Origin of the sequence: Streptomyces sp. NPDC052682, from assembly GCF_040678435.1 — a bacterium.
In the GTDB taxonomy this organism is placed as follows: domain Bacteria; phylum Actinomycetota; class Actinomycetes; order Streptomycetales; family Streptomycetaceae; genus Streptomyces.
Map to the genome: position 1 here is coordinate 47433 of NZ_JBFATS010000022.1, position 24486 is coordinate 71918.

Consider the following 24486-nt stretch of genomic DNA (forward strand, 5'->3'; position numbering starts at 1 on the left):
CAATAACGAGGGGGCGAAGGCGCCCTCCGCATGCCCGCGGGACCGGGGCCGGTCCCGCGGCGGACCGGGCGGGCCCGGCATCGGTTAAGGTCGCCCCAGGCTGGACGCACGGTTCCCCTGCCGTGATGTGGTCGACCCGCGGTGCGTCTGGGTGAAAGTGCAGGTCACGACCTTGTATGGGGGCACACAGTGCGACTGAGAGTGGAGTTCACCACCGAGCCCTTCGACCTCGACCAGGCGCCCGCGCACGCGCTCGTGGCCCGCGAGGTCATCGAGGGCGCCGACCTGGACGCGGTGGACGTCGGCCCGTTCGGCAACACGGCGGAGGGCCGTGCCGAGGCGGTCCTCACCGCCGTGGACACGCTGCTGCGCAAGGCCCTCGATGCGGGAGCCACCCGGATCTCGCTCCAGCTCAACGTCCTTCAGGAGGGGGACCGGTGACCGGCCGCACCGGCGACGAGCCGTTCATCGCGGCCGTCAAGCCCTTGGTGGACGCGATCGGCGGCGAGATGCTCCCGCCGGACGAGGCCGGCCCCGACGACGTCGTGCTCTCCTGGGAGGGCGCGGACGTGGTCGCCGTACGCCTGCCGCAGCTCGCGGACTCCCTGGACCACCTCCTGGCCGCCCTGGAGCGCCAGCAGGGCAGACCCCTGTCCGAGCTGGACCGCAAGGCCAAGCAGGAGGTCGTACGGTCCCTGGAGGCGCGCGGCGCGTTCTCCGTACGGCACGGCGTCGAGACGGTGGCGAGCGCGCTCGGCGTCAGCCGGTTCACCGTCTACAACTACCTCAACCGCGAGAAGGGCAGCTGACCGGCGGGCGGCGCACCGCCCGAATTTTCAACAAAGTGTTGACGTGGTGTGGCGTGGAGGCGTTAGCTACTGCCACGCCCGTTCAGCACGACGGCCGCACGCGGCCACGGAGGCTCCCGTGACGTCCTCTTCCACGCCGCCGGGCTTGGCCCGTTTCAACGCCCTCGACGAGCACGCGGCCCTCGCCGCCCTCCACGAGGTGTGCACCGCCACGGCGTGGGCGCAGCGGCTGCTCGCCGCCCGCCCCTACGCCACCCCGGAAGACCTGTACGCCGCCGGCGACGCCGCCATGGCCGGGCTGACCGCCGAGGACCTCGCCGAGGCCATGGCCGGGCACCCGCCGATCGGCCGTCCCCGGCCCGGCGACCCCGCCTCGGCCCGGGAGCAGCGCGGCATGGCCGGCGCCTCCGAGGAGCTCAAGGCCGAGATGCTGGAACTGAACCTCGCCTACCAGGAGAGGTTCGGCCACGTCTTCCTCATCTGCGCCACCGGCAAGACCGGCGAGCAGATGCGCGACGCGCTCAGGGCCCGGATCGGCAACACGCCGGAGCAGGAGCGGGAGATCGTCCGCACCGAGCTGGGCAAGATCAACCGTATCCGCCTGGCCCGACTGCTCGAAGAGGGAACCCCATGAGCACCAGCACCACCGCGTCGGTGTCCACGCACATCCTGGACACCAGCGCAGGCCGCCCCGCCCGGGGCGTCGCCGTCCGCCTCGCCGCCCGCGCGGGCCGCGACACCGGCTGGCAGGCGCTCGGCGGCTCCGCCACCGACGCGGACGGGCGGTGCAAGGACCTCCCGGCCCTGCCCGAGGGGACCACCCACGTACGGCTCGACTTCGCGGTGGAGCCGTACTTCGCGACCCAGCAAGCCGATGCGCAGCAGGACGCCCCCGCGAACCGGGACAGCGGCACGGGCGTGTTCTTCCCGGAGGTCACGGTCACCTTCGCCGTGACGCCGGGCGAGCACTACCACGTACCGCTGCTGCTGAGCCCGTTCGGCTACTCCGTATACCGAGGGAGCTAGCCAGTCATGGCAGACAACGCCCGCCCGGCCCGCCCTGCGCTGCTGGGACAGAACCAGTACGGCAAGGCCGAGACCCGCGTCGTCAGGATCACGCGGGACGGCGCCACCCACCACATCAAGGACCTGAACGTGTCGGTGTCGCTCAGCGGCGACATGGACGAGGTCCACTACTCCGGCTCGAACGCCAACGTCCTGCCGACCGACACCACCAAGAACACGGTGTACGCGTTCGCCAAGGAGTACGGCATCGAGTCCGCCGAGCAGTTCGGCATCCGCCTCGCCCGCCACTTCGTCACCTCCCAGGAGCCGATCCACCGGGCCCGGATCCGCATCGAGGAGTACGCCTGGGAGCGCATCGAGCACACCGGCGAGGGCGCGCACTCGTTCGTCCGCAGGGGACAGGAGACCCGGCTCGCCCAGATCACGTACGACGGCTCGTCGTGGGAGGTCGTCTCGGGGCTGAAGGATCTCACCGTGATGAACTCGACCGACTCCGAGTTCTGGGGCTACGCCAAGGACAGGTACACGACGCTCAAGGAGGCCTACGACCGCGTCCTGGCCACCCGCGTGTCGGGGCGCTGGCGGTTCAACTGGACCGGTGACGAGCGGGAGATGCCCGACTGGGACACGTCGTACCGGGAGACGAAGCGGCACCTGCTGCAGGCCTTCGCCGAGACGTACTCCCTCTCGCTGCAGCAGACGCTGTACCAGATGGGCGCGCGGATCATCGACCACCGCGGCGAGATCGACGAGGTCCGTTTCTCGCTGCCGAACCAGCACCACTTCCTGGTCGACCTGGAGCCGTTCGGCCTGGAGAACGACACCGCCGACGCAGCCGTGTACTTCGCCGCCGACCGCCCCTACGGCCTGATCGAGGCCACCGTCCTGCGGGACGGGTGCGAGGCGAAGATCCCGGCGGACCTCACCAACCTCTGAAGGACGGACCATGGCAGCAGACCGGCGCATCGTCATCGAGAACGCCGCGATCGCGACCGTCGACAGGGACGACACCGAGTACGCCTCGGGGCACCTCGTCCTCGCCGGCCACCGCATCGAGTCGCTCGGCCCGGGCAAGGCCCCCGAGGGCCTGGAGAACGTCGTACGCCGTATCGACGCCACCGGGCACCTCGTGACCCCCGGCCTGATCAACACCCACCACCACTTCTACCAGTGGCTCACCCGGGGCCTGGCCACGGACCACAACCTGTTCGACTGGCTCGTCGCGCTGTACCCGGTGTGGGCGCGCATCGACGAGCCGATGGTGTACGCGGCGGCCCAGGGCTCGCTCGCGATGATGGCCCGCGGCGGCGTCACCACCGCCATGGACCACCACTACGTCTTCCCGCACGGCTGCGGCGACCTGTCCGGCACGATCATCCGCGCCGCCCGCGAGATGGGGGTGCGCTTCACCCTCGCCCGCGGCTCGATGGACCGCAGCGCCAAGGACGGCGGCCTGCCGCCGGACTTCGCCGTCGAGACCCTCGACGGGGCCCTGGCCGCCACGGAGGAGACCGTACGCCGGCACCACGACGCCTCCTTCGACGCGATGACCCAGGTCGCCGTCGCTCCCTGCTCGCCCTTCTCCGTCTCCACCGAACTGCTGCGGCAGGGCGCCGAGCTGGCCCGCCGCCTCGGGGTGCGCCTGCACACCCACGGCTCGGAGACCGTGGAGGAGGAGAAGTTCTGCCACGAGCTGTTCGGCAGGGGCCCCACCGACTACTTCGAGTCCACCGGCTGGCTCGGCGAGGACGTGTGGATGGCGCACTGCGTCCACATGAACGACTCCGACATCGCCGCCTTCGCCCGTACCGGGACCGGCGTCGCCCACTGCCCCTCCTCCAACGCCCGGCTGGCCGCCGGTATCGCCCGCGTCCCCGACCTGCTGCGGGCCGGTGTCCCGGTCGGCCTCGGCGTCGACGGCACCGCCTCCAACGAGTCCGGCGAACTCCACACCGAGCTGCGCAACGCCCTGCTCATCAACCGCCTCGGCGCCCACCGCGAGGCCGCCCTGAACGCCCGTCAGGCGCTGCGCCTGGGCACCTACGGCGGCGCCCAGGTGCTCGGCCGCGCCGCCGAGACCGGCTCGCTGGAGCCGGGCAAGCTCGCCGATGTGGTGCTGTGGCGGATGGACACCCTCGCCCACTCCTCCATCGCCGACCCGGTGACCGCGCTGGTCCTCGGCGCGGCGGCCCCGGTCACCGCCTCCTTCGTCAACGGACGGCAGATCGTCGAGAACGGCCGTCTGCTCACCGCCGACGAGGACGCCATCGCCCGCTCCGCGCGCGCCGAGGCACAGCGGCTGGCACGCATCGCGGCGCAGGACTGACACCCCGGTCACGGCCGCCCCGAGAACCCGCACGCGCCCCTGGCGACCGCCCGCTTAAGCTACTGCGGGTCAACTCGCCGTTGACCAGGGGAACAAGGGGGAGCAGCGGGCCGATGCACAGTGCGACCGAGGTATTCCAGCCATTGCAAGCGGACGACCCACCCGTGGTGGCCGGATACCGCCTCGCCGCCCGGCTCGGTGCGGGCGGCATGGGCCGGGTCTACCTGTCGCACACGCGGGGCGGCCGGCCGGTGGCGATCAAGGTGATCCGGCCCGAACTGGCCGACGACCCGGCGTTCCGGCGTCGGTTCCGCCGCGAGGTGGAGGCGGCCCGGCGCGTGCGGGGCGCGTACACCGCCGAGCTCATCGACGCCGACGCGGACGGCACACCGCCCTGGTCGGCCACCCTGTACGTGCCCGGGCCCTCCCTGACGGAGGCGGTCGCCCGGCGCGGACCGCTGCCGGTCCCGGCGGTGCTGTGGCTGATGGCCGGGGTGGCCGAGGCGCTCCAGGCCATCCACGACGCGGGCATCGTGCACCGGGACCTGAAGCCGTCGAACGTCCTGCTGGCCGCCGACGGACCCCGGGTGATCGACTTCGGCATCTCGACGGCCGCCGACTTCACCTCGTACACCGCCACGGGCTCCGCCGTCGGCACGCCCCACTTCATGGCTCCCGAACAGGCGTCCGCGGGCGAGGTGACGGCGGCGACCGACCTGTTCGCCCTCGGCCAGACCGCGGCGTTCGCGGCACTGGGCGAGCCGCTGTACGGCAACGGCTCGGCGGTCGGCGTGCTGTACCGGATCGTGCACTGCGCCCCCGACCTGGCCCGGCTGCCCGAGCCGCTGCGCCCGCTGCTGGCGCGGTGCCTGGCCGCCGATCCGGCGCAGCGCGCCACGGCGGCGGAGGTCGTCGCCTGGTGCCGGCAGCGGCTGGGCGCGGACGCCGACGCGGGCGGGGGACCGGCCGTGTGGCGGGAGATCACCGGGCCGGAGGTGACGGTCCCGGCGCCGGTGCCCGAGCCGACCGCGGTGCACACCCCGGTGATCGCACCGCCGCGGCCGACGGTCGCGGACACACGGCCGAGGCGTGGCCGGCGTACCGCGCTGATCACGGCCGCGGCCGTGGCGGCGGGCGCGCTGGTGCTGACCGGCCTGGCGTGGACGGTCACGGACGCGGCGGACCGGTTCCACGACTGGGTGGCGGGCGGGCCGTCGACGCCCGGCCCGAAGCCGTCCCCCTCCGCAGGTTCTTCGAAGAGGTCCGCCTCGGGGGCCGGTGGCGGGACACCGGAGGCGTCCGGGCCTTCGGCGACCGCCTCCGAGTCGCCGCGAGCCATTCCCCACCCGCTCGTCTGGCTGGACACGAAGAACTCGGTGAGCTTCGACGACCCCGAGGTGAGCCGCAAGGACCGCAAGGGGGACATCCGCCTGGTGTGCGGGCAGACGTGCGCACTGGAGAGCGACACCAGCGAGTTCGTTCTGCTGCCCACCGAGCCAGGGGCCACCCTCGAGTCGTGCCGCATCGCCCTGACCGATCCCGAGGGCCGGCGCCTGCCGCTGGCCGCGGCCGCCAGCGGCAGCGAGATCTGCGTCAAGCACTCCTCCGGGGACATCGGACTGCTCGTGATCCAGACCGAGTCGACCGCGCTGCCGCGCATCGCCTTCGTCACCGCGAAGATGACGATCTGGCGGGCGGCGCACGCCGCTTCGGGCTGACACCCCGGGCACACCGCCCCTCCCGGCGCGTCGACGGCAGGTGCCCAGGGGGCTGCCCGGGGTCAGCCCCTCCGCTCCCGCAGCACCACCCCCGCCAGCACCAGCGCCCCGGCCGCGATCCCGGTGGCCACCCGGAACGCCAGCTGGTAGCCCTCGGCCGTGGCCGCGACCACCTCCGTGCCCCGGGCGAGCAGGCCGTCCGTACGGCTCGACGCCAGCGTGGACAGCACCGCCAGCCCCAGCGAACCACCCACCACCTGCGTGGTGTTGAACACCCCGGACGCCAGGCCCGCGTCCTCCTCCCGCGCCCCCGCCATGGCCAGCCCGGTCAGCGCGGGCATGGCCGCGGCGAAGCCCGCCGAGAGCAGCAGCAGCGGCGGCAGTACGTCGGCGGCGTACGAGCCGTCGGCCGGGGCCCGGCCCAGCAACGCCATGCCGGCCGTGATCAGCACCAGCCCCGCCAGCAGCACCCGGTACGCCCCGAAGCGGCCGACGACCCGGGCCGACAGGCTCAGCATCAGCACCCCGATGGCGACCGGGGCCGGCAGGAAGGCCGTGCCCGTGGCCAGTTCGCCGTAGCCGAGGACGCGCTGGAGGTACAGCGCGCCGATGAACTGGAACCCGTACATCGTCGCGATCATCAGGATCTGCACGGCGTTCGCGCCGGTCAGCAGCCGGGAACGGAACAGGCGCAGCCGCAGCAGCGGACGCGCGGCCCGGGCCTGCCGGAACGTGAAGGCCGCGAAGAGGGCCGGCGCCAGGAGCGCGAGGAGCCAGGTGGCCGTCAGGTCCCGGTCGCCCGCGCCGACGATGACGTACACCGAGAGCATCAGCGCTCCGGTGACCAGCGCCGCCCCGGGGAAGTCCGCGCCCCGGCCGAGACCGGCCCCGGCCTCCGGGGCGAGCACCCGCACGGCCGCCAGCCACGCCGCCACCCCGATCGGCAGGTTGATCAGGAAGATCCAGTGCCAGCCGGCCGCCTGCGTCAGCGCCCCGCCCAGAAACGTGCCGAGCGCCCCGCCCGCCGCGCCGACCGCGCTGAACACCGCGATGGCCCGGGCCCGTTCACGCGGCTCCGGGAAGAGCGCCACCAGCATGCCGAGCACCACCGCGGAGGCCATCGCCCCGCCCACGCCCTGCAGGGCACGGGCGGCGATCAGCACGCCCTGGCTGGTCGCCACCCCGCACAGCACCGACGCCACGGTGAACACCACGAGGCCCGCCGTGAACATCCGCTTGCGGCCGACCAGGTCACCGAGGCGGCCGGCCAGCAACAGCAGCCCGCCGAACGGGATGAGGTACGCGTTGACGACCCAGGCCAGCCCGGGCCCGCTGAAGCCGAGGTCGGCCTGGATCGCGGGCATGGCGACCGTGACGATGTTGCCGTCGAGGATGGTCATCAGCGCCCCCGCGCACAGCACGGCCAGCGAGGCCCAGCGGGAGGAGGTACGGGGCGGTGCTGCCTGCGCCGGTGACTCGGTCAGGGTCGACATGGGGGTTCTGCCTCCGCGATGCTCTGAGTTCTCCGACGTGCACCAGGGGCACGTCTTGTAACGGGGAACATCGTCGGAGACCATGAGGGAGGGCGTAAGGAGGCAGTTCGATGTCCCAGAGGAACACCGGTGTTACCCCGCAGGTCGTGAACGCGCACGCGTGCCCGGTCCGGGAAGTTCTTGACAGGGTCGCCGGGAAGTGGAGCGTGCAGATCCTCGTCGCCGCCGCCCACGGCCCCATCCGCTTCACCGAACTGGAACGTGGCATCGAGGGCATCAGCCGCCGCATGCTGACCCTCACCCTGCGCAACCTGGAGCGCGACGGGCTCGTGACCCGGACCGTCCACCCGACGGTACCGCCGAAGGTCGAGTACGCGCTCACCCCGGTCGCCCGGGACCTGCACGAGACCCTGCAACGGCTGACGGACTGGGCCGAGCGCAACCGCGTCTACATCGCCGAGTCGCGCGCCGCCTACGACGCCGAGCACGAGCCGCTCCTCACGGACACGTAACTTCCCTACGCAGTCGGGGAGATGGGGGACCTACTTCGTCGTCGACGAGGGCCGCATCCTGGAGTTCGACAAGGCTCGATCCTCAAGCGCCCGGGATGGCGGCCCAGCCTGCCCTCCCACCGCCGGGACGCCTTCACCGCCCGGCAGGCACCCGCCCCTCACCAGGCACCCACGGCCCCTGAGGGGCCGTACCGCTCACAACCCGAACAGCGACGGGTCGGACGCCAGCGTCCGGAAGTGTTCCTGCGGCTTGTCCACCAGCCTGCGCGCCTTCAGGTCCAGCAGTCCGCCCACCGCCGTGATCTCCGCCGCGACCGTGCCGTCCGTCTTGCGGATCGTCTGGTGGATCCGGAAGGTCTTGCCCTCCCCCCACTCGAAGCCGCACGTCACCTCGACCTCGTCACCGGCCAGCAGCTCCCGCAGGTAGCGGATGGTGGTCTCCAGGGCGACCGGGCCCACACCCGTGGCGACGAGGCCGGCCTGACTGATGCCCGCGGCCTGCAGCAGGGACCAGCGGGCGTGCTCGGCGTAGTTCAGGTAGACCGCCTGGTTGAGATGGCCCTGGACGTCCGTCTCGTACCCGCGGACGGTCACCGGAACGGAAAACGGCTCGCTCACGGCTGCCCCTTCTCCTCGTGGACGTGCTGACCGACTGATCTTGGCATGCCCCTCACGCCCTGCGCGGGGACGCCAGCAGATACCGCACCCGGGTCCGCGGCTCGGTGTGCTCCCCGGCCTGCCATCCGGCCCGCTCCAGCGTGGCACCGCAGGCCCGCAGCGCCGTGCCGTCCGCCGCGTACACGGCGACGGCCTCCGGCTGCGCGGTCGCCCGCACCCGGTAGCCGTCCCCCTCCGGTCCCGCCGGACGGTGGCCGTCCGCCTCCAGGGCCAGAGCGGCGGCCTGCACCAGATGCGTACGCTCCCAGCCGCACGGCCGCTCGGTGGACCCGTCGGGGTTGGTCATGCGGCGCAGCTCCAGCAACCCCTGCCAGGCACTGTGCACCTCCCGCCGCCGGGCCGGCCCGCCATCCGCCGCCTCCTCGCCCCCGACCCGGGCGGCGAACACGCCGGCGTCCGCGGGCGCCTGCTCGGCGGGCTCGTGGTGCTGCTCCACGCCTTGCCGCACCCGATGCCCCTCCGGGGTCAGGAAGCAGTCGTGCGGCGGCCGCGGATGCCGGAAGGCCAGCCCCCGCTTGACCAGCGCGGTGAGCTGCGCCTCGGTACCCTTCAGCCGCCCGGTCACGGGATCCGCGGCGTCGATGACACGCCGCTGCGCGGCGGTGGGCGGACGGGTCACGGCGTGTTCCTTCCCGGGCTCACGGGCACCCTGGGCAATCCGGCGGCACCCACTGCCACGCTACGACCCGGCTCTGACATCGGGCGCGGCGGACGGCCTCAGCGCATCTCACGGGCCCGGCGCGAGACGGCCTCCCCCCGTGCCTGGTCCCCGGAGGCAAGGAGCAGCTCGCCGAGGTGCTGCAGACAGTCGGCGGCCAGGGTGCGCAGCATCGGCTGTGTGACGGTGTACGGCAGCAGGGCGTCGGCCACCCCGCCCGCCCAGCCGGCGAGATCCAGCGCGAGGGCGTCCTCGCCCCTGTCGTGACAGCTCCGGGACATCGCGAGCAGCGCCCGGGCCCAGGGCGTGCCGGCGTCGGCGAAGCTGTACCGCATGTCGGTCACCTGTGCCTCGGACCCGGCGGCGAACAGGTAATGGGCGTGCAGCCCGAGCTGCACAGCGGGGACGGGGCGGGCCGGCAGCAGGTCCACGGCCAGGTTGGCGAGGCCGCCGGCCATCCGCAGGACGTCCTCGCTGCCGCAGCGGCCGGACGGCGTGACGGTGAGGGCCGGCCCCTGAGGTGCGCGCAGAAGGCCCCGCACGTCAGCGGGGACATGAGCGTGACCGAGCTCGTCGGCGGCCTCAGCCAAAGCCGTCTCCAGGGTGCGCACCGCCGGGTCGTCACCGGTGTCCCGGTGGTCCCAGTCTGCCTCCGTCTGCACGGTGGTCGCCGCGTCCACGGCCTGTGCCTCGGCCAGGAACGCCTCGCTTTCGTTCGCCCGCCCCGCGAGCTCGAGAATGAGCCCCAGGCGCGTCAACGCCTGCGCCAGAGAGGCTTCGGCGTCTCCCGCGCCCAGCTCCACGAAGGCGCGGGCCGTCTGCACGCAGATGTCGGCGGCCTGCACCGCGACGTCGAGCCGGCCCTGCCGGGCGTGAATCAGCGCGGCGGTGCTCGCCGCGTCCCGCAGATATCCGGCGTACACCGGTGCTGTCGGGCCGGCATTGATCTGCGGCGCCAGCCGCAGGAAGATGCGGACCGCGGCGTCGGCGGAGGCACAGGCCAGATCGGCGTCGCCCCCCTCGAGCAACGCCTGCGCGTTCAGCGCCAGCACCCGGGCGAAGTCCGGCTCGTACCGTTCACCGCCCGGCTGCAGGCTCAGCGCGTGGTACTCGTACACGCCGGCCTCCAGGTCGATCACCGCCGAGGCGATGTAGCCGCGCGAGTACTGCGCCACACCGCGACGCACCCGGACGTCCGTCAGCAAAGGCCCGGTGTCCACGTCCCGCAGCTGCCCGTCGAGCGCCGTGTACAACGTCTCGCACTCGTCCAGCGCCGCGATCGCTTCACGCGGCTGCCCTGTCGCGGTGAGCGAGCCGGCCATCCCGTACAGCACAGCCGCCAGTTGCCGGCGATACAGCGGCTCATCGGGCTCTTCGGCGACCAGCTCCCGCACCAGCGCCGCCGCCCGCTGCTGCGACGCCAGGGCCTCCGCGGGCCGGCCCAGAGCGCTCAGCGCCTGCCCGGCGTCGAACAGTTCACGGATCTCGCCGATGCGCCGGTCTCCCCGCCTCAGTCGCATCCGTCCCCCCTTGTCGGCGATCGCCTGCGGTGCGATGCCGGTCAGCGTACGCCCAGCCGACCCTGACAGGGAGTGCTCGAGCGTCCAGCGGCGCCGGCTCCGTACCGCGGGCGAATCCCCTCCGGGAAGGGGGCTGTGCCGTCACTGCCGGTACCCGCTCAGGAACCGCCCGATCCGCCCGATCGCCGCCTCCAGGTCGTCGGCGTACGGCAGCGTCAGGATCCGGAAGTGGTCGGGGGAGGGCCAGTTGAAGCCCGTCCCCTGTACGACCTGGATCTTCTCCCTCAGCAGCAGGTCCAGGACGAACTTCTCGTCGTCGTGGATCCTGTGGACCTTGGGGTCGAGGCGCGGGAAGGCGTACAGGGCGCCCTTCGGCTTCACGCACGACACCCCCGGGATCTCGTTGAGCTTCTCCCACGCCACGTCCCGCTGCTCGCGCAGCCGCCCGCCCGGCGCGGTCAGCTCGCGGATGGACTGCCGGCCGCCGAGCGCGGCCTGGATGGCGTACTGGGCGGGCGCGTTGGCGCACAGCCGCATGGACGCCAGCATGGTCAGGCCCTCCAGGTAGTCCTTGGCGTGCTGCTTGGGGCCGGTGACCACCAGCCAGCCGGAGCGGAAGCCGGCCACCCGGTACGTCTTGGACAGGCCGCAGAAGGTGAGGACCACCAGGTCGGGGGCGAGGGCGGCGGCCGAGTGGTGGACGGCGTCGTCGTAGAGGATCTGGTCGTAGATCTCGTCGGCGAAGACCATCAGGCCGTGGCGGCGGGCGAGGTCGAGGATGCCCTCGACGATCTCCTTGGGGTAGACCGCGCCGGTGGGGTTGTTGGGGTTGATGATGACCACGGCCTTCGTGCGGTCCGTGATCTTCGAGGCCATGTCGTCCAGGTCCGGGTACCACTCGGCCTGCTCGTCGCACAGGTAGTGGACCGCCGTGCCGCCCGCGAGGGTCGTCACCGCCGTCCAGAGGGGGAAGTCCGGCGCCGGGACGAGGATCTCGTCACCGTCCTCCACCAGGGCCTGTACGGCCATGGAGACCAGCTCGGAGACGCCGTTGCCGAGGAACACGTCGTCGACGTCGACGTCCAGGCCCAGCGTCTGGTAGCGCTGGGCGACGGCCCGGCGGGCGGAGAGGATGCCGCGCGAGTCGGTGTAGCCGTGCGCCTGCGGCAGCATCCGGATCATGTCCTGGAGGATCTCCTCCGGCGCCTCGAACCCGAACAGCGCGGGATTGCCGGTGTTCAGCCGCAGCACGCTGTGGCCCGCCTCCTCCAGGGCGTTGGCGTGCTCTATCACCGGGCCGCGGATCTCGTAACAGACCTCGCTGAGCTTGCTCGACTGCCGGAACTCCATGCGCCGCCACCTCTTCGGTATCTGCTGTTGCTTGGTTTTACCAAGTAGCAGCTTGGAAAGTCCAACAACGTGTCTAGACTGCGTCGCATGTCACCCCGCACCCGCCGTAGTTACGACCAGTACTGCTCCGCCGCCCGCGCGCTCGACGTCGTCGGCGACCGCTGGACCCTCCTGATCGTCCGGGAGCTCCTGGCCGGTCCGCGCCGCTACACCGACCTGCACGCCGACCTGCCGGGCGTCAGCACGGACGTGCTCGCCTCGCGGCTGAAGGACATGGAACGGGACGGGCTGGCCACCCGGCGCAGGCTGCCGCCCCCCGGCGCGGCCACCGTCTACGAACTCACCGGGCGCGGACGTCGGTTGCTGCCCGTGCTGCAGGCGCTGGGGGAGTGGGGGCAGGCCGAACTCGGTGAGCGGCGGCCCACGGACGCGGTCCGGGCCCACTGGTTCGCCCTGCCCCTGCTGCGCGCGCTGGAGGGCCAGGGCCTGGTCGAAGTACGCCTGGAGGAGGGCGACTTCCACCTGCACGTCGGCGCGGAGCAGGGGCCCGTCTACGGCGACGGACCCGCCCCCGGCGAGCCCGACGCCCGGCTGGCGCTGGACACCGGCACGTGCACGGCGATCGGCCGCGGGGAACTGACCCTGGCCGAGGCGGTGCGGCAGGGGCGCGTGGAGGTCACCGGGGAGGGGACCCTCGCCAAGGCGCTGCGCGAGGACTGACGAGCCGTCCGCCCGGGCCGGCGAGACCCGCCGCGCCGTGCGAAGGGGGCCGACACTGGCGAGGCTCGCCGTGCCGTGCGGACGGGGGCCAGGTCGGCGAGGGGCGCAGTGCGAAGGGGGCCGGAGCGGCGAGATCCACCGCACCGTGGGAAGGGGACCCGGGCCGCTGACACCCGACGTGAGTGCGAACCGGGCGCGGAGCTGCGAGGCTGGCCGTGCCGTGCGGACGGGGCCGGGTCGGCGAGGGTCGCCGTGAGAAGGGGCCCGGAGCAGTGACGCCCGCCGCGCCGTGCGAAAGCGGCGCGGACCGGCGAGGCCCGCCGCTCAGTGCGACGGGCCTCGCCCAAGAGGGGCAGTCCCCCGGCAGAACCCGACGTGGGTACGGGCCCGGAGCAGCGAGGTCCGCCGCACCGTGCGGTCGGGCCTCGCCGAACAGGCGTCAGACCCCCGGCGCGACGGGCCCCGCCGAAGAGTGGGCCCCCGGCACGACGGACCTAGCCCAAGCGGCGTCAGGCCCCCGGCGGGACCCGTGTCGGTCGTCCCGTGCCGCGGGTCAGGGCGTACCCGGCGATGCCCGCCAGGGCCGCCAGCACGCCGCCGATCCCGGTCCACACCCACCGGTCGGACCACCAGCCCGACGCCCAGCCGTCCTCCGGGTCGCTCTCCGCCAGCGCCGCCGAAGTCCCCTGCTGCTGCCCGGACTTGGCCCCGGCGCCCGGCACCAGCGGCTGGGCCAGCGAGCCGTCCACCGCCGCCGCTCCGCCGATGTCCTTGGAGTCGGCCCTGACCTCCGTGTCGACCGGCAGACCCAGGTCGGAGGCCGGCAGCCGCACGACGGTCAGACGGACGTAGTACGTGCCCGGCAGCGGGTCGTTCGCCCACGGCTCGGACCAGGCCCGCACCGTGCGCAGCACGCAGGCCAGCTCCACGGAGGCCGCACCGGCGGCCGCCGTGCGGGTCTGCGCCCCGTACTGGCAGGCCTGGCGGCGGCGCAGACCGTCGTACACGTCCAGCTGCCAGGTCTGGGCGGCGTGCTGCTCGGGCAGCTTGACCGTCGCCCGGACCGTGGGCCGCTGCCCGGTGTCCGCGGGGAACGACCAGTACAGGTAGTCGCCCGCGGAGGCGTGCGCCGTGGCCCGCTGCCCCTGCTCCATCTGCGCCGCCGTACGGAACGACGTGCCCGCCCGCGTCGGCGCCGCGCTGTCCTCGGAGGCGCTCGGCGACGGCGAGGAGTCGGCGGCCGCGGGTCCCGCGGCCAGCCCGAGCGTCAGCAGCGCGGCGCCCAGCACCCTGGTGATCCGCATCAGTTGGTCCTCCAGACCGTAACCCGCCAGCGCGACAGCCAGCCCCAGACGACACCGGCGAGGAAACCGGCCAGGATCAGCGCGCCGAGCAGCCACCAGCCGCGCCCCAGACCGAAGGAGGCCACGTCGCTCGCCTGCGACGGGCCGTCCACCACGTCCACCGCCAGCTCCAGCGGCAGCCCGGGCGTGGTCTTCACCCCCGAGGCCGCCGAGAAGGAGTTCGTCACCGCCAGGCACACGGCCTCGGCGGGGGCGTCCTCCTCGTCGCTCTCGGCCTTCGGATACCTCAGGCCCGTGGCGATGACGTCCGTACGGCCGTTGCCCGCCGCCTCGCCGCGGACGATCTCCCGGCCGTGCACCGTCACGGCCCGCAGCAGCACCCCGTAGTCCGGGTGCACCGCCCGGTCGGCCGCCACGCTCACCGACGCGCGCAGCTCCTGGCCGGGCCGCACGTCCACGCGGTACCAGCGCTGCTGCCCGAACTCCTCGCGGTCCGTGTACAGGCCCGACTTGAGCTCCGGCGCCCGGGTGCAGTCGGCGGCGCCCTCGACCGCCGCCGGCGTCACCACCGGATCGGCCGCCCGGTCCACCAACTCGTTGACGCGGTCGGTGAGTTCGTCCTGGTGCTCCACCGAGGTGTAGGTGCCGCCGGTGGCCTCGGCGATGCAGCTGAGCTGCCGGCTCAGCTTGGCGTTCGGCACCAGGCCCAGGGTGTCGATGGTCAGGCCGATGCCCTTGGCCGCGATCTCGCGGGCCACCTCACAGGGGTCCAGCGGCCGGCAGGTGTCCTCGCCGTCGCTGATCAGCACGATCCGCTTGGAGCCGGTGCCGCCGTCGAGGTCGTCGGCGGCCTTCAGCAGGGCGGGACCGATCGGCGTCCAGCCGGTCGGGGTGAGCGTGGCCACGGCCGTCTTGGCCTCGGTGCGGTTCAGCGGGCCGACCGGGTAGAGCTGCGCGGTGTCCTTGCAGCCCTCCTTGCGGTCGTCACCCCGGTAGTTGGCGCCGAGCGTGCGGATGCCGAGCCGGACCTCCTCGGGGGTCGCGTCGAGCACCTCGTTGAAGGCCTGCTTCGCCGCCGCCATGCGCGACTGCCCGTCGATGTCCCGGGCCCGCATCGAGCCGCTGACGTCGAGGACCAGGTCCACCTTGGGGGCGTCCTGGCCGGTGGGTTCACCGGCGGACGCCCCGGCCGGGAAGGCGAGCCCGGCCGCCAACGCGGCGAGCAGGGCACCGGCCCCGGCCGCCAGCCGTGTTCTTGTGATCATCGGCGGATCTTATGGAGCGGCGGGGCCGTGCTCCAAAACGGAGGGTCAATTGGGGCTCTCGTGCAGCGGGTTGGGCAGCTCGGTCCACAGGTCCCCGCCCGCCGGCGACATCCGCATCAGCGTCAGCGCCTTCGCGGGCAGCGGATCGTCCCGGAGCGCCGTCAGGTCGGAGGTGCGCAGCAGGTCCCGTACGGCCGTCCGCAGCGCCTGGCCCAGTGCCGCCCGCGACCCGGCCGTCCCGGCCAGCGCGCCCGCCACCAGCGAGCCGAACAGCTTGCGGCGCAGGGCGCGTTCGTCGTCCGTGACCATACGGGCGGGCAGCTCGGGGACCGGGATGCCGTGCCGGGCCAGGCGGGCCGGGCTGACCCGGATGTCGGCCAGGTCCCGGTAGACCAGCCGCATCGGCTCGCCCGCCGCCGACAGCACCACCAGCAGGTTCTGGCCGTGCGCTTCGAGGGCCACGCCCAGCTCCAGCAGACGCAGCCCGGCCGTGAGGGCCAGGCGGGCGAAGGCGGCGAGCCAGGCGGGGGAGCGCGGCAGGGCGGTCGTCGCCAGGGCCGCCACCGGCACGACGCGTTCCCCGGCCGCCGCGTACACCTGCGGCGACTCGCGCAGGACAGCCGCCAGGTCCGCGGTGCCCGCCGCGGCCGCGCCCAGCGTGCGGGTGACGTGCAGCAGCCCCTCGGAGCGGTCCGCCAGCACCTGCCCGAAGCCGGACAGCACCGCGGAGGCGGCGACCGACGGCAGGGAGATGTCCCGCACCGAGGACGTCAGCCGGGCGCTCAGGGCCGTCTTCACGTGCGGCCCGCCGGGCAGGGCCAGCGTCCGCAGGGACATCAGCGGATGCGCCGCCAGGCGCTCCTCGCAGGTCCGTTTCAGCACGTGCGCCGCCTGCCAGGGATGCACCGGCACCACCACCCGCCGCCCGTCCCGGAGCCAGTCCGGCCACACCCCCGTGACCAGGCAGGCCTGCGCCGGGACCGGCACCAGCCCCAGCTCCACGACCGGCCCGTGCTCGGGCCCGTACGCCAGCTGCTCGGCCACCGAGAACCCGGGCCGGGACCGGCAGGTCGGATGGAACGGATGCCCGTCCACCACCCGCTGCTCCCACTCCCAGTCGCACCCCGGCCACGGTCGCGGGCCGCCCCTCTGCCCGGCCCGCGACAGCGCCAGCGACGCCACGCTGTGCCCGAGCTCGGCGGCGAAGCCCGCGGCGTGCGGTACCGCCAGGTCCGTCATCAGCCGCGCCGGATCGTCGTACGCCACCTCCCCGAGCCGTACGACGGTGACGTACGGGTCGGTCGCGTACGGGTCCGGGCGCGGCCCGCTCAGGCGGCGGCCGTCGGACAGCCGCAGCACCAGCCCGTCGCGGACCGGCTCCCGGCCGGCCAGCCAGGGCAGCGGCTCATGCGCCAGCCCGCGCCACAGGCGGGTCAGCACGGCCGCACGGGCGCCGGGCAGCGCGGCCGCGTACCCCGGCACGAGGCCGGGACGGACCGCGGCCAGCTCGTCGGCGAGCTCGGCCTCGGCGGTGGGGGGACGGTGCACGGGCTGGCTCCTCGGGTACGCATAGGTCGGCACGGGGGACGGGACGGCGTCACGGACGGGGGAGGGACGACGACCGACATACTGATCATCCCCGCCCGGACAGAACCGTAGGGAACAAGTGGAACGCGTGGACCTCATGCCCCCGCCCGCCGGCGACGACGCCGCCTCCCGCGAGGCCGTCGCCGCGCGGGCCGACGCCTACGCGGCCGCGCCGCTGCTGAACTGCCTGCTGCGCGAGGTCGCGCGGCCGGTGCCCGGCCGGGGCGACGGCGGCCACCGGGTGTACCGGCTGCCCGGCGCGGACCGCCTGCTGCGGGTCCGCGGTGGCCGGCGGCCCGCCGAGCCCGAGCTGTACGCGGCCGGCGGCTGGCACCGCCTCGGCCACACCGAGCTGGTGAAGCTGGTCGCCGACGAGCTGCGCCGGCACACCGGCGTGGCCAACGACGAACTGCCCGCCGAGATGAGCGACAGCCGGGACGCGGTGGCCGCCCTGCTGACCGCCCGGGCCGGCGCCACGCCACCGCGGGACCCGTACCTGCGCTCCGAGCAGTCCCTGCTCACCGGCCACCCCCACCACCCCGCCCCCAAGGCGCGCGGCGGCGGCCCGGCCGCCGGCTGGCTGCCGTACGCGCCCGAGGCGCACGCCCGCTTCCCGCTGGCGCTGCTCGGCCTGCGCGAGGACACCGTCGCCGAGGAGGGCGACACCTCGGCCCTCGACGCCCTCGGCACGGCCCCGCCCGGCTACCGGCTGCTGCCCGCCCACCCCTGGCAGCTGGACCTGGCCGCCCGGGAGCTGGCGGGGGCGTTCGCCGACGGGCGGCTCCTGCGGCTGGGCACGACCACGTGGGAGGCCTGGCCCACGGCCGCGATCCGCACCCTGTACGCCCCCGCGCACGACCTGTTCCTGAAGTTCAGCCTGGACGTGCGCATCACCAACGACATCCGCCGGCTGTGGCGCCACGACCTGCTCCGGCTCCGGCGCACCGACACGGCGGTGGCGCGGGCCTTCGACGGCGGCCCGGGGGCCTGGCTGAGCGACCGCGGCTACCGCACCGCCGACTTCGCCTTCGAGGCCCTCGCCGTCCTGGTCCGCGACGGCTTCACCGGCCACCTGCGGCCCGGCGCGACGCCCCTGCTGGCCGCGGGCCTGGTGGAGGGCTTCGCCGGCAACCCGCTCGACACCGCCGCCGACCCGGCGGCCTGGTGGGAGGCGTACCTGGCCCAGGTGGTCCCGCCGGCGCTGCGGGCCTTCGCCGAGCACGGCGTCGTCCTGGAGGCCCACCTGCAGAACACCCTGGTCGCCGTCGACGCGTACGGCACCCCCGTGCAGGCGCTGTTCCGGGACGCCGAGGGCGTCAAGCTGCTGCCGGAGGTCACCCGCGAGGCCGGCTGGGAGCGGCTGGTGTACTGCCTGGTCGTCAACCACCTCACCGAACTCGCCGCAGCCCTCGCCGAACGCCACCGGGGCCTCGACCCCTGGCCCGCCGTACGCCGCGAACTGTCCCGCCACGGCCTGCCGGAGGCCGCCGCCCTCCTCACCGCGCCCACCCTGCCCGGCAAGACCAACCTCCTGCTGCGCTGGACGGGCGCGGACGGCGCCGCCGCACGCTACCTGCCGCTGCCCAACCCCCTGGCCACCGCACAGAGATGATCAGCTCGCCGCGCGTCTTCCGTACCCTGGCCGGTGTGCTGCGCGATGTGACCACAGCGTCCTTCACGGGCGTGCCAGGTGCGCGAGATCTGCGACCGGCACGAGCACGTGAAGGCCGTCGGGGAGCCTGAACCTGGTGCAACCCTCCGATGGCCGGGCGGGTGTCAGGTGGGTTTGCCGGTGAGGTCCGCCAGGAGCGCGGTGATGACGCGGTCCGTGGCGGCGGTCATGTCGACGGAGTCGGGGGAGAGGAGCCACTGGACCTGGAGGCCGTCCATGACGGCGATGATCGCGGTGGCCGCCTCTTCGAGGTTGAGGTCGGGGCGTGTCTCGCCGAGTTCGGCGGCTTCGGCGAGGGCTTCGGTGACCATGGCGCGCAGGCCGGCGTAGCGGTCGCGGAAGTAGTCCTGGGCGGGGTGGCCTTCTGTGACGCTCTCCGCCGACAGGACGGCGTACAGACGGACGATGCCTTCGCGTTCGGTGTTGCGGCGGACGGTGTCGACGAGGTGGCGCAGGAAGGCGAAGCCCCGGGGGCGCTCGGTGCCGAGCTGTTCGATGTCCGTTTCGTCCCGCAGGGCGAGGACGCTGGTGAGCAGCTGGGGCTTGGAGCGGAAGTAGTGCAGGACGCCGGCCTGAGTGACTCCGGCGCGGTCGGCGATCTCCTGGAGGGAGGCGTTGTTGTAGCCGCGGGCGGCGAAGGTGTCCATGGCGATCTGCAGGATCTCCTGCCGTCGCCGCTGGGCTTTGAGGCTCTTCCCTGCGCGGGGCTGCCGCTCCCCGTTCGGCGTGCTCTCGCTCATCGTGCGGAGTCTACGGGGCTGTCGATCAGTGGTCACCCTCCGATCAAACCTGAGAAAGAACTTACGCACAAGCACTTACCAAGTACTTAGTAAGTGTGCTTTCCTGCTCCCGTTCCGCCCGCTGCGTGCCGCACCGCGGCCTGGAAGGACGAGCATGAGCCGCCCTGCCCTCCCCGATGACACCGAGCTCCGCGACCGCATCCGCGGCCTGGACCTGGACTCGAAGATCCGCCTGCTGACCGGCGCGGACCTGTGGAGACTCCCGGCCGAGCCCCGCCTCGGGCTGTCCGCGGTGACGATGTCCGACGGCCCGCAAGGCGTGCGGGGGACCGGCGACGCCCCCGACGAGACCGGCCTGCTGGCCCCCGCGCCGAGCGCGCTTGCCGCAGCATGGGACACCGGCCTCGCCGAGCGGCTGGGGGAGCTGTTCGCCACCGAGGCCCGCCGCAAGGGCGTCGACGTGGTGCTGGCGCCGGTGGTCAACCTCCAGCGCACCCCCGTCGCCGGGCGGCACTTCGAGTACTTCTCCGAGGACCCGCTGCTCACCGGCACCCTGGCCGCCGCCGTCGTACGCGGCCTGCAGAGCAGGGGAGTGGGCGCCTGCCTGAAGCACTTCGTCGCCAACGACTCCGAGACCGACCGCACCCGCTACCGCGCCCGGCTGGACGAGCGGACGCTGCGGGAGGTCTACCTGGCCCCCTTCGAGCAGGTCCTCGCCGAGGCCGAGCCGTGGAGTGTGATGGCCGCCTACTCGGGCCTGGACGACGGGACCGAGTCGGCGCCGATGACCGAGAACGCGCGGCTGCTGCGCGAGGTACTGAAGGGGGAGTGGGGTTTTGCCGGGCCCGTCGTCAGTGACTGGGCCGCGACCCGGTCCACCGTGGCCTCGGCGGTCGGTGGCCTGGATGTGGTGATGCCCGGTCCCGATGGCCCGTGGGGTGACGCCCTCGCGGCGGCCGTGCGCGCGGGCGAGGTGGACGAACAGGTCATCGACGACAAGGTGCTACGGCTGCTGCGCCTGGCCCGCCGCGTCGGCGCGCTCGACGAGCCGGAGTCGGCCACCGTCTCGTCCGAGCCCGCTCCGGAGGAGTACCGGTTGCTGCGCGAGGTCGCCGCCCGCGGCACCGTGCTGCTCCGCAACCAAGAAGACTTGCTGCCGCTTACGCCGACCGGCATCCGCAGCGTCGCCCTGATCGGCCCCAACGCCGTCGCGCCGTACCTCCAGGGCGGGGGCAGCGCCTTCGTCCCGGCCGTGCGCACCGTGTCGTACGAGGAAGGGCTGCGCGCCGCGCTCCCCGAGGACGTCCGGCTGACCGTGCACCGGGGCGGCGACGCCCGCCTGCGCCTGCCGTACGCCTCCGCCGAACGGCTCACCGACCCCGACACCGGCGTGACGGGCATGCGCGCCGACCACGTGGACGCCGACGGCAACCGCATCGGCGGCGAGACCCGCGCCACCGGCGACTGGACCACGTACGACGGCTTCGCCCCGCAGGCCCGCCGGGTGCTGCTGCGGACGGAGCTGACCCTCACCGAACCGGGGACGCACCGCCTGGAGTTCGGCTGCGCGGGGCGCTTCAGCGTGAGCGTCGACGGCGAACAGGTCCTGGCCGGGGACGACGACCGGGGCGTGGAGTTGGTGCTGGAGTCCAGCCACAACCACCCGCCGCAGCGGGGGATCGACATCGAGGCCGGCCCGCAAGGGCGCAGGCTCGCCCTCGCCCTCGACCTGACCGTCGTCGACGCGGGTGGCTACGGCCGCTTCGTCACCGCCCAGGTCCGGCATGCCCCGCCGGGGACCACCCCGTACGAGGAGATCGCCGAAGCCGTCGCCGCGGCCCAGGCCGCCGATGTGGCCGTCGTCGTCGTGGGCACCAACGAGGAGGTCGAGTCCGAGGGCTGGGACCGCACCGGCCTCGACCTGCCCGGCCACCAGAACGACCTCGTCCGCAAGGTGATCGCCGCCAACCCGCGCACCATCGTGGTCGTCAACGCCGGCGCCCCGGTGCTGCTGCCCTGGGCCGACGAGGCCCCCGCCCTGCTCTGGTCATGGCTGCCGGGCCAGGAGGCCGGGCACGCCCTGGCCGACGTGCTGCTGGGCCGTACCGAGCCGTCGGGCCGCCTGCCCTGGACCCTGCCCGCACGTGCCGAGGACGTCCCCGTCCCCGACGCGCGCCCCCGCGACGGCATCGTGGACTACACCGAGGGCGTCCATGTCGGCCACCGGGCCTGGGACCGGGACGGGCTCGTCCCCGCCTTCCCGTTCGGCCACGGCCTCGGCTGGACCCGATGGACGTACGAGTCCGTGACCCTCTCCCCGGCTCCCGTCTCCGCCGATCTGCCCTGCCCCGCGGGCGGAGACGGGCTCGACCTGACCGTGGAACTGACCAACACCGGCCCCCGGGCAGGCCGTGAGGTCGTCCAGGTCTACCTGGAGCCCCCGCTGGACGGCACCGACCGGCCGGTGCGCCTGCTCGCCGGGTTCGCCACGGTCCAGGCGGCGCCGGGCGCCCGCGTCGCCGCCGAGGTGCGGGTGCCCGCCCGCGTCTTCCGGATCTGGGACAGCGAGGCGAGCGCGTGGCGTACGCCGCCCGGCCGCTACCGCCTGCACGTCGGACGCTCCAGCCGTGATCCGCATCTCACCGCAGAGGTGACCGTCGACGACGGCCGCCTGCACCCCGCGGTCTGAGCCCTCCTGGCTCGCCCGTCCCTTTTGCCCCACCCCCCCCGCGCCTCGTCCAGTACGACAGCAAGGAGCCGCAACCATGCCCCTCACCCGTTCGAGCAGAACCCTCCAGATGGCCTGCGCCACCGTCGCGGCGGCCCTGCTGGCCACCGGCTGCGGCCGGAGCGACGACTCCTCGGCCTCCGGCAACGCCCCCGCGAAGATCAGCAGCGGCAAGGCCAAGGGCAAGATCGTCATGTGGTCCATGGGCGACAAGGCCGACAAGGACCTGCAGAGCCTGGCGAAGAAGTTCGAGCAGCAGAACCCGGACGTCACCGTCCAGATCACCGCGGTGCCGTGGGACGCCGCCCACGAGAAGCTGACCACCGCGATCGCGGGCGGCAACACCCCCGACATGTCCCTGATCGGCTCCACCTGGATGGCGGAGATGGCCTCCATGAACGGCTTCCAGGCCACCCCGGCGTCGTTCGAGGAGTCCGCGTTCTTCCCCGGCCAGTGGGACACCACCAAGTACAAGGACACCTCCTACGGCGTCCCGTTCATCGCCGACACCTCGGTGATCTACTACCGCACCGATGTCACCACCAAGGCCGGCCTCAAGGGCGCCCCGGCCGACGACTGGGACGGCTACCTGAAGGACCTCAAGTCCATCCAGGCCACCGCGGGCAAGCAGAACCCCAAGCTGCGCAACGCCACCCAGGTGCAGGTCGGCTTCAACTCCTGGCTGTTCTGGCTGCCGATGGTCTGGCAGCAGGGCGGTGACATCTACGACGCCGACGCGAAGAAGTTCACGTTCGACACGCCCGAAGTCACCAAGGCCCTCGAGTACTTCAGCGGCTTCTTCAAGGACAAGCTGTCGCCGAACGACAAGACCGACTCCCGCCAGAACCTCCAGAACGGGCTGATCGGCACCGTGCAGCAGGGCCCCAGCACCGGCGGCGACCTCCACAAGAACGCGCCCGAGCTGGACAGCAAGTGGCAGACCATGCCGCTGCCGAAGGGCACGCAGGTGGCCGGCCTGGCCGGCGGCAGTGACCTGGCGGTGTTCAAGAACGCCAAGAACGCGGACGCGGCCTGGAAGTTCGTGCAGTTCCTCACCGAGCCGAAGAACCTGGCCGAGTACGCGGACGCCTCCGGCAACCTGCCCGCCGCCGTCCAGTCCTGGTCGGAGGGCCACCTCGCCGGCAACCCGAAGATGGCCGCCTTCGAGACCCAGCTGAAGGTCACCAAGGCCCCGCCCGCGATCACCACCTGGCAGCAGATCGCCGACGCCATCGACTCCGAGCTGGAGAAGCTCGCCTACGGCAAGGCCACCGTCGCCGAGGTCCAGAAGACCCTGCAGTCCAGGGCCACCAGCATCGGCACCGGCCGCTGAAGCGCCGCCGCCCGCATCCCTCGTACGGACGGATGACCACCATGCCCACGGACGGATGACCACATGTCCACGAACACCATCACCGGGCAGGGCACCGAGGGGCACGACACCGCCGACAAGCAGCCGGCGGTGCTGCGCCGCGCCTCCTCGCCGCGGCGCAGCACCGCCCGGGGCCGCCAGGCCCGCGCCGCGTGGATCCTCGCCGCCCCGTTCCTCGCCCTGTTCCTCGCCTTCATGCTGCTGCCGGTCGTCTGGTCGACCCTGATGAGCCTGACCGACACCAAGAGCGCCGACCTGCGCACCCCGCTGAACGTGTCGTTCGTCGGCCTCGACAACTACGTACGGCTCTTCGAGGACCCGCAGTTCTTCACCGCCCTGCGCAACACGGCCGTGTTCGTCCTGGCGGCCCTGCCCCTGACCCTGGCCGCCGGGCTCGCCGCCGCGGTCGCCCTGGACAGCGGTATCCGCCGTTTCCGGGCGGTCTTCCGGGTCGGCTTCTACCTGCCGGTGATCACCAGCATCGTGGCCGTCGCCGTGGTGTGGAAGACGCTCCTCGAACCCCACGCCGGCCTGGTGAACACCGTCCTCGCCTGGTTCGGAATCGACGGCCCGGCCTGGCTGGCCGACACCCGGTTCGCCCTGCCCGTCATGATCCTGATGGCGGTGTGGCGCAACCTCGGCACGGTCATGATCATCATGCTGGCGGGTCTGCAGTCCGTGCCTCACTCTCTGATGGAGGCCGCCGAACTCGACGGCGCCGGCGCGTGGCAGCGGTTCTGGCGGGTCACCTTCCCGCTTCTGCGACCGGCCCTGCTCCTCACCGCCGTCACCACCGGCATCGGCTACCTGCAGTTCTTCGACGAGCCGTTCGTCATGACCGACGGCGGACCGCTGGACTCCACCCTGTCGGCCACGCTGTACGCCTACAAGCAGTTCGGCAACGGCAACTACGACATCGCCTCGGCCGCCGGCTATGTCGTCTTCGTTCTCATCATCGCGCTGACCGTGCTGCAGTTCCGCATGCTGCGCGACAAGGACTGATGCCCC

Annotated in this window: 22 protein-coding genes; 13 read left to right on the forward strand and 9 right to left on the reverse strand. The window is 73.2% G+C overall.

Annotation, left to right across the window (positions count from 1 at the left end):
* The first annotated feature begins 189 nt into the window (after positions 1–189).
* The 7 genes from AB0K80_RS28950 (at position 190) to AB0K80_RS28980 (ending at position 5879) form a co-directional block, all read left to right on the forward strand.
* Complete coding sequence (locus tag AB0K80_RS28950; protein WP_365674665.1) at positions 190–441, forward strand: hypothetical protein; 252 nt, start codon at positions 190–192, stop codon at positions 439–441.
* On the forward strand, positions 438–809 hold the full coding sequence (locus AB0K80_RS28955; RefSeq protein WP_365674666.1) for a helix-turn-helix domain-containing protein: 372 nt from the start codon (positions 438–440) through the stop codon (positions 807–809). Before AB0K80_RS28950 ends, AB0K80_RS28955 begins: the two co-directional genes overlap by 4 nt.
* Before the next feature lie 118 nt (positions 810–927).
* Positions 928–1443 carry a 2-oxo-4-hydroxy-4-carboxy-5-ureidoimidazoline decarboxylase gene (gene uraD / locus AB0K80_RS28960; protein ID WP_365674668.1) on the forward strand — a complete coding sequence of 172 codons (516 nt, stop codon included), beginning with the start codon at positions 928–930 and terminating at the stop codon, positions 1441–1443.
* Complete coding sequence (gene uraH / locus AB0K80_RS28965; RefSeq protein WP_365674670.1) at positions 1440–1835, forward strand: hydroxyisourate hydrolase; 396 nt, start codon at positions 1440–1442, stop codon at positions 1833–1835. The genes uraD and uraH overlap by 4 nt, the downstream gene beginning before the upstream one ends.
* A 6-nt stretch (positions 1836–1841) precedes the next feature.
* Positions 1842–2771 (forward strand): factor-independent urate hydroxylase, encoded by a 930-nt coding sequence (gene pucL / locus AB0K80_RS28970; RefSeq protein ID WP_365674672.1) that lies wholly within the window; start codon positions 1842–1844, stop codon positions 2769–2771.
* A gap of 10 nt (positions 2772–2781) precedes the next feature.
* The gene (locus AB0K80_RS28975) at positions 2782–4161 is read left to right on the forward strand and encodes an 8-oxoguanine deaminase (RefSeq protein WP_365674673.1); all 1380 of its coding nucleotides are present in this window, start codon (positions 2782–2784) and stop codon (positions 4159–4161) included.
* 113 nt (positions 4162–4274) lie between these two features.
* On the forward strand, positions 4275–5879 hold the full coding sequence (locus AB0K80_RS28980) for a protein kinase (protein WP_365674675.1): 1605 nt from the start codon (positions 4275–4277) through the stop codon (positions 5877–5879).
* Between the two features lie 62 nt (positions 5880–5941).
* On the opposite strand, the gene AB0K80_RS28985 is transcribed toward AB0K80_RS28980, so the two are convergent.
* On the reverse strand, positions 5942–7372 hold the full coding sequence (locus tag AB0K80_RS28985; RefSeq protein WP_365674677.1) for an MFS transporter: 1431 nt from the start codon (positions 7370–7372) through the stop codon (positions 5942–5944).
* A 110-nt stretch (positions 7373–7482) separates the two neighbouring features.
* On the opposite strand from AB0K80_RS28985, the gene AB0K80_RS28990 reads away from it, so the two are divergent.
* Positions 7483–7884, forward strand: coding sequence for a helix-turn-helix domain-containing protein (locus AB0K80_RS28990; protein ID WP_365674679.1), 402 nt, complete (start codon positions 7483–7485; stop codon positions 7882–7884).
* A gap of 195 nt (positions 7885–8079) precedes the next feature.
* On the opposite strand, the gene AB0K80_RS28995 is transcribed toward AB0K80_RS28990, so the two are convergent.
* The 4 genes from AB0K80_RS28995 to AB0K80_RS29010 all read right to left on the reverse strand — a co-directional run bounded on the left by AB0K80_RS28995 (position 8080) and on the right by AB0K80_RS29010 (position 12090).
* Entirely contained in the window at positions 8080–8502 is a 423-nt protein-coding gene (locus AB0K80_RS28995) for an acyl-CoA thioesterase (RefSeq protein ID WP_365674681.1), read from the reverse strand.
* Positions 8503–8554: 52 nt separating this feature from the next.
* Complete coding sequence (locus AB0K80_RS29000; RefSeq protein ID WP_365674683.1) at positions 8555–9181, reverse strand: hypothetical protein; 627 nt, start codon at positions 9179–9181, stop codon at positions 8555–8557.
* A 98-nt stretch (positions 9182–9279) separates the two neighbouring features.
* Entirely contained in the window at positions 9280–10740 is a 1461-nt protein-coding gene (locus AB0K80_RS29005; protein WP_365674685.1) for a hypothetical protein, read from the reverse strand.
* A 141-nt stretch (positions 10741–10881) separates the two neighbouring features.
* A complete protein-coding gene (locus AB0K80_RS29010) occupies positions 10882–12090 on the reverse strand; it encodes a pyridoxal phosphate-dependent aminotransferase (protein ID WP_365674687.1) in 1209 nt (402 codons plus the stop codon).
* An 87-nt stretch (positions 12091–12177) separates the two neighbouring features.
* Here AB0K80_RS29010 and AB0K80_RS29015 point away from each other — a divergent pair, with 87 nt between their 5' ends.
* Positions 12178–12810, forward strand: a complete 633-nt coding sequence (locus AB0K80_RS29015; RefSeq protein ID WP_365674689.1) for a winged helix-turn-helix transcriptional regulator — start codon at positions 12178–12180, stop codon at positions 12808–12810.
* A 509-nt stretch (positions 12811–13319) separates the two neighbouring features.
* Here the strand turns inward: AB0K80_RS29015 and AB0K80_RS29020 are convergent.
* The 3 genes from AB0K80_RS29020 to AB0K80_RS29030 are packed head-to-tail and all read right to left on the reverse strand — an operon-like array spanning position 13320 to position 16927.
* Positions 13320–14114: a hypothetical protein gene (locus AB0K80_RS29020; RefSeq protein ID WP_365674691.1), complete on the reverse strand. Its 795-nt coding sequence runs from the start codon at positions 14112–14114 to the stop codon at positions 13320–13322.
* Positions 14114–15379 (reverse strand): VWA domain-containing protein, encoded by a 1266-nt coding sequence (locus AB0K80_RS29025; RefSeq protein ID WP_365674692.1) that lies wholly within the window; start codon positions 15377–15379, stop codon positions 14114–14116. Before AB0K80_RS29025 ends, AB0K80_RS29020 begins: the two co-directional genes overlap by 1 nt.
* A 45-nt stretch (positions 15380–15424) precedes the next feature.
* Positions 15425–16927, reverse strand: a complete 1503-nt coding sequence (locus tag AB0K80_RS29030) for an IucA/IucC family protein (protein ID WP_365674694.1) — start codon at positions 16925–16927, stop codon at positions 15425–15427.
* A 118-nt stretch (positions 16928–17045) separates the two neighbouring features.
* On the opposite strand from AB0K80_RS29030, the gene AB0K80_RS29035 reads away from it, so the two are divergent.
* Entirely contained in the window at positions 17046–18578 is a 1533-nt protein-coding gene (locus AB0K80_RS29035) for an IucA/IucC family protein (RefSeq protein WP_365674696.1), read from the forward strand.
* Positions 18579–18742: 164 nt separating this feature from the next.
* Here the strand turns inward: AB0K80_RS29035 and AB0K80_RS29040 are convergent, their stop codons facing one another.
* Positions 18743–19378 (reverse strand): TetR family transcriptional regulator, encoded by a 636-nt coding sequence (locus AB0K80_RS29040; RefSeq protein WP_365674698.1) that lies wholly within the window; start codon positions 19376–19378, stop codon positions 18743–18745.
* A 154-nt stretch (positions 19379–19532) separates the two neighbouring features.
* On the opposite strand from AB0K80_RS29040, the gene AB0K80_RS29045 reads away from it, so the two are divergent.
* From AB0K80_RS29045 to AB0K80_RS29055, 3 genes are all read left to right on the forward strand, one after another.
* Positions 19533–22067 (forward strand): glycoside hydrolase family 3 C-terminal domain-containing protein, encoded by a 2535-nt coding sequence (locus AB0K80_RS29045; RefSeq protein ID WP_365674700.1) that lies wholly within the window; start codon positions 19533–19535, stop codon positions 22065–22067.
* Between the two features lie 76 nt (positions 22068–22143).
* The gene (locus AB0K80_RS29050; protein ID WP_365674702.1) at positions 22144–23439 is read left to right on the forward strand and encodes an extracellular solute-binding protein; all 1296 of its coding nucleotides are present in this window, start codon (positions 22144–22146) and stop codon (positions 23437–23439) included.
* A gap of 63 nt (positions 23440–23502) precedes the next feature.
* A complete protein-coding gene (locus AB0K80_RS29055; protein WP_365674704.1) occupies positions 23503–24480 on the forward strand; it encodes a sugar ABC transporter permease in 978 nt (325 codons plus the stop codon).
* The last annotated feature ends 6 nt before the right edge of the window (positions 24481–24486 follow it).

Bases quoted from the DNA above. Each gene is read 5' to 3' on its own strand.
- uraH (WP_365674670.1), top strand. From the start codon at position 1,440: ATGAGCACCAGCACCACCGCGTCGGTGTCCACGCACATCCTGGACACC.
- pucL (WP_365674672.1), top strand. From the start codon at position 1,842: ATGGCAGACAACGCCCGCCCGGCCCGCCCTGCGCTGCTGGGACAGAAC.
- AB0K80_RS28975 (WP_365674673.1), top strand. From the start codon at position 2,782: ATGGCAGCAGACCGGCGCATCGTCATCGAGAACGCCGCGATCGCGACC.
- AB0K80_RS28980 (WP_365674675.1), top strand. From the start codon at position 4,275: ATGCACAGTGCGACCGAGGTATTCCAGCCATTGCAAGCGGACGACCCA.
- AB0K80_RS28985 (WP_365674677.1), bottom strand. From the start codon at position 7,372: ATGTCGACCCTGACCGAGTCACCGGCGCAGGCAGCACCGCCCCGTACC.
- AB0K80_RS28990 (WP_365674679.1), top strand. From the start codon at position 7,483: ATGTCCCAGAGGAACACCGGTGTTACCCCGCAGGTCGTGAACGCGCAC.
- AB0K80_RS29005 (WP_365674685.1), bottom strand. From the start codon at position 10,740: ATGCGACTGAGGCGGGGAGACCGGCGCATCGGCGAGATCCGTGAACTG.
- AB0K80_RS29010 (WP_365674687.1), bottom strand. From the start codon at position 12,090: ATGGAGTTCCGGCAGTCGAGCAAGCTCAGCGAGGTCTGTTACGAGATC.
- AB0K80_RS29015 (WP_365674689.1), top strand. From the start codon at position 12,178: ATGTCACCCCGCACCCGCCGTAGTTACGACCAGTACTGCTCCGCCGCC.
- AB0K80_RS29020 (WP_365674691.1), bottom strand. From the start codon at position 14,114: ATGCGGATCACCAGGGTGCTGGGCGCCGCGCTGCTGACGCTCGGGCTG.
- AB0K80_RS29025 (WP_365674692.1), bottom strand. From the start codon at position 15,379: ATGATCACAAGAACACGGCTGGCGGCCGGGGCCGGTGCCCTGCTCGCC.
- AB0K80_RS29040 (WP_365674698.1), bottom strand. From the start codon at position 19,378: ATGAGCGAGAGCACGCCGAACGGGGAGCGGCAGCCCCGCGCAGGGAAG.
- AB0K80_RS29045 (WP_365674700.1), top strand. From the start codon at position 19,533: ATGAGCCGCCCTGCCCTCCCCGATGACACCGAGCTCCGCGACCGCATC.
- AB0K80_RS29050 (WP_365674702.1), top strand. From the start codon at position 22,144: ATGCCCCTCACCCGTTCGAGCAGAACCCTCCAGATGGCCTGCGCCACC.
- AB0K80_RS29055 (WP_365674704.1), top strand. From the start codon at position 23,503: ATGTCCACGAACACCATCACCGGGCAGGGCACCGAGGGGCACGACACC.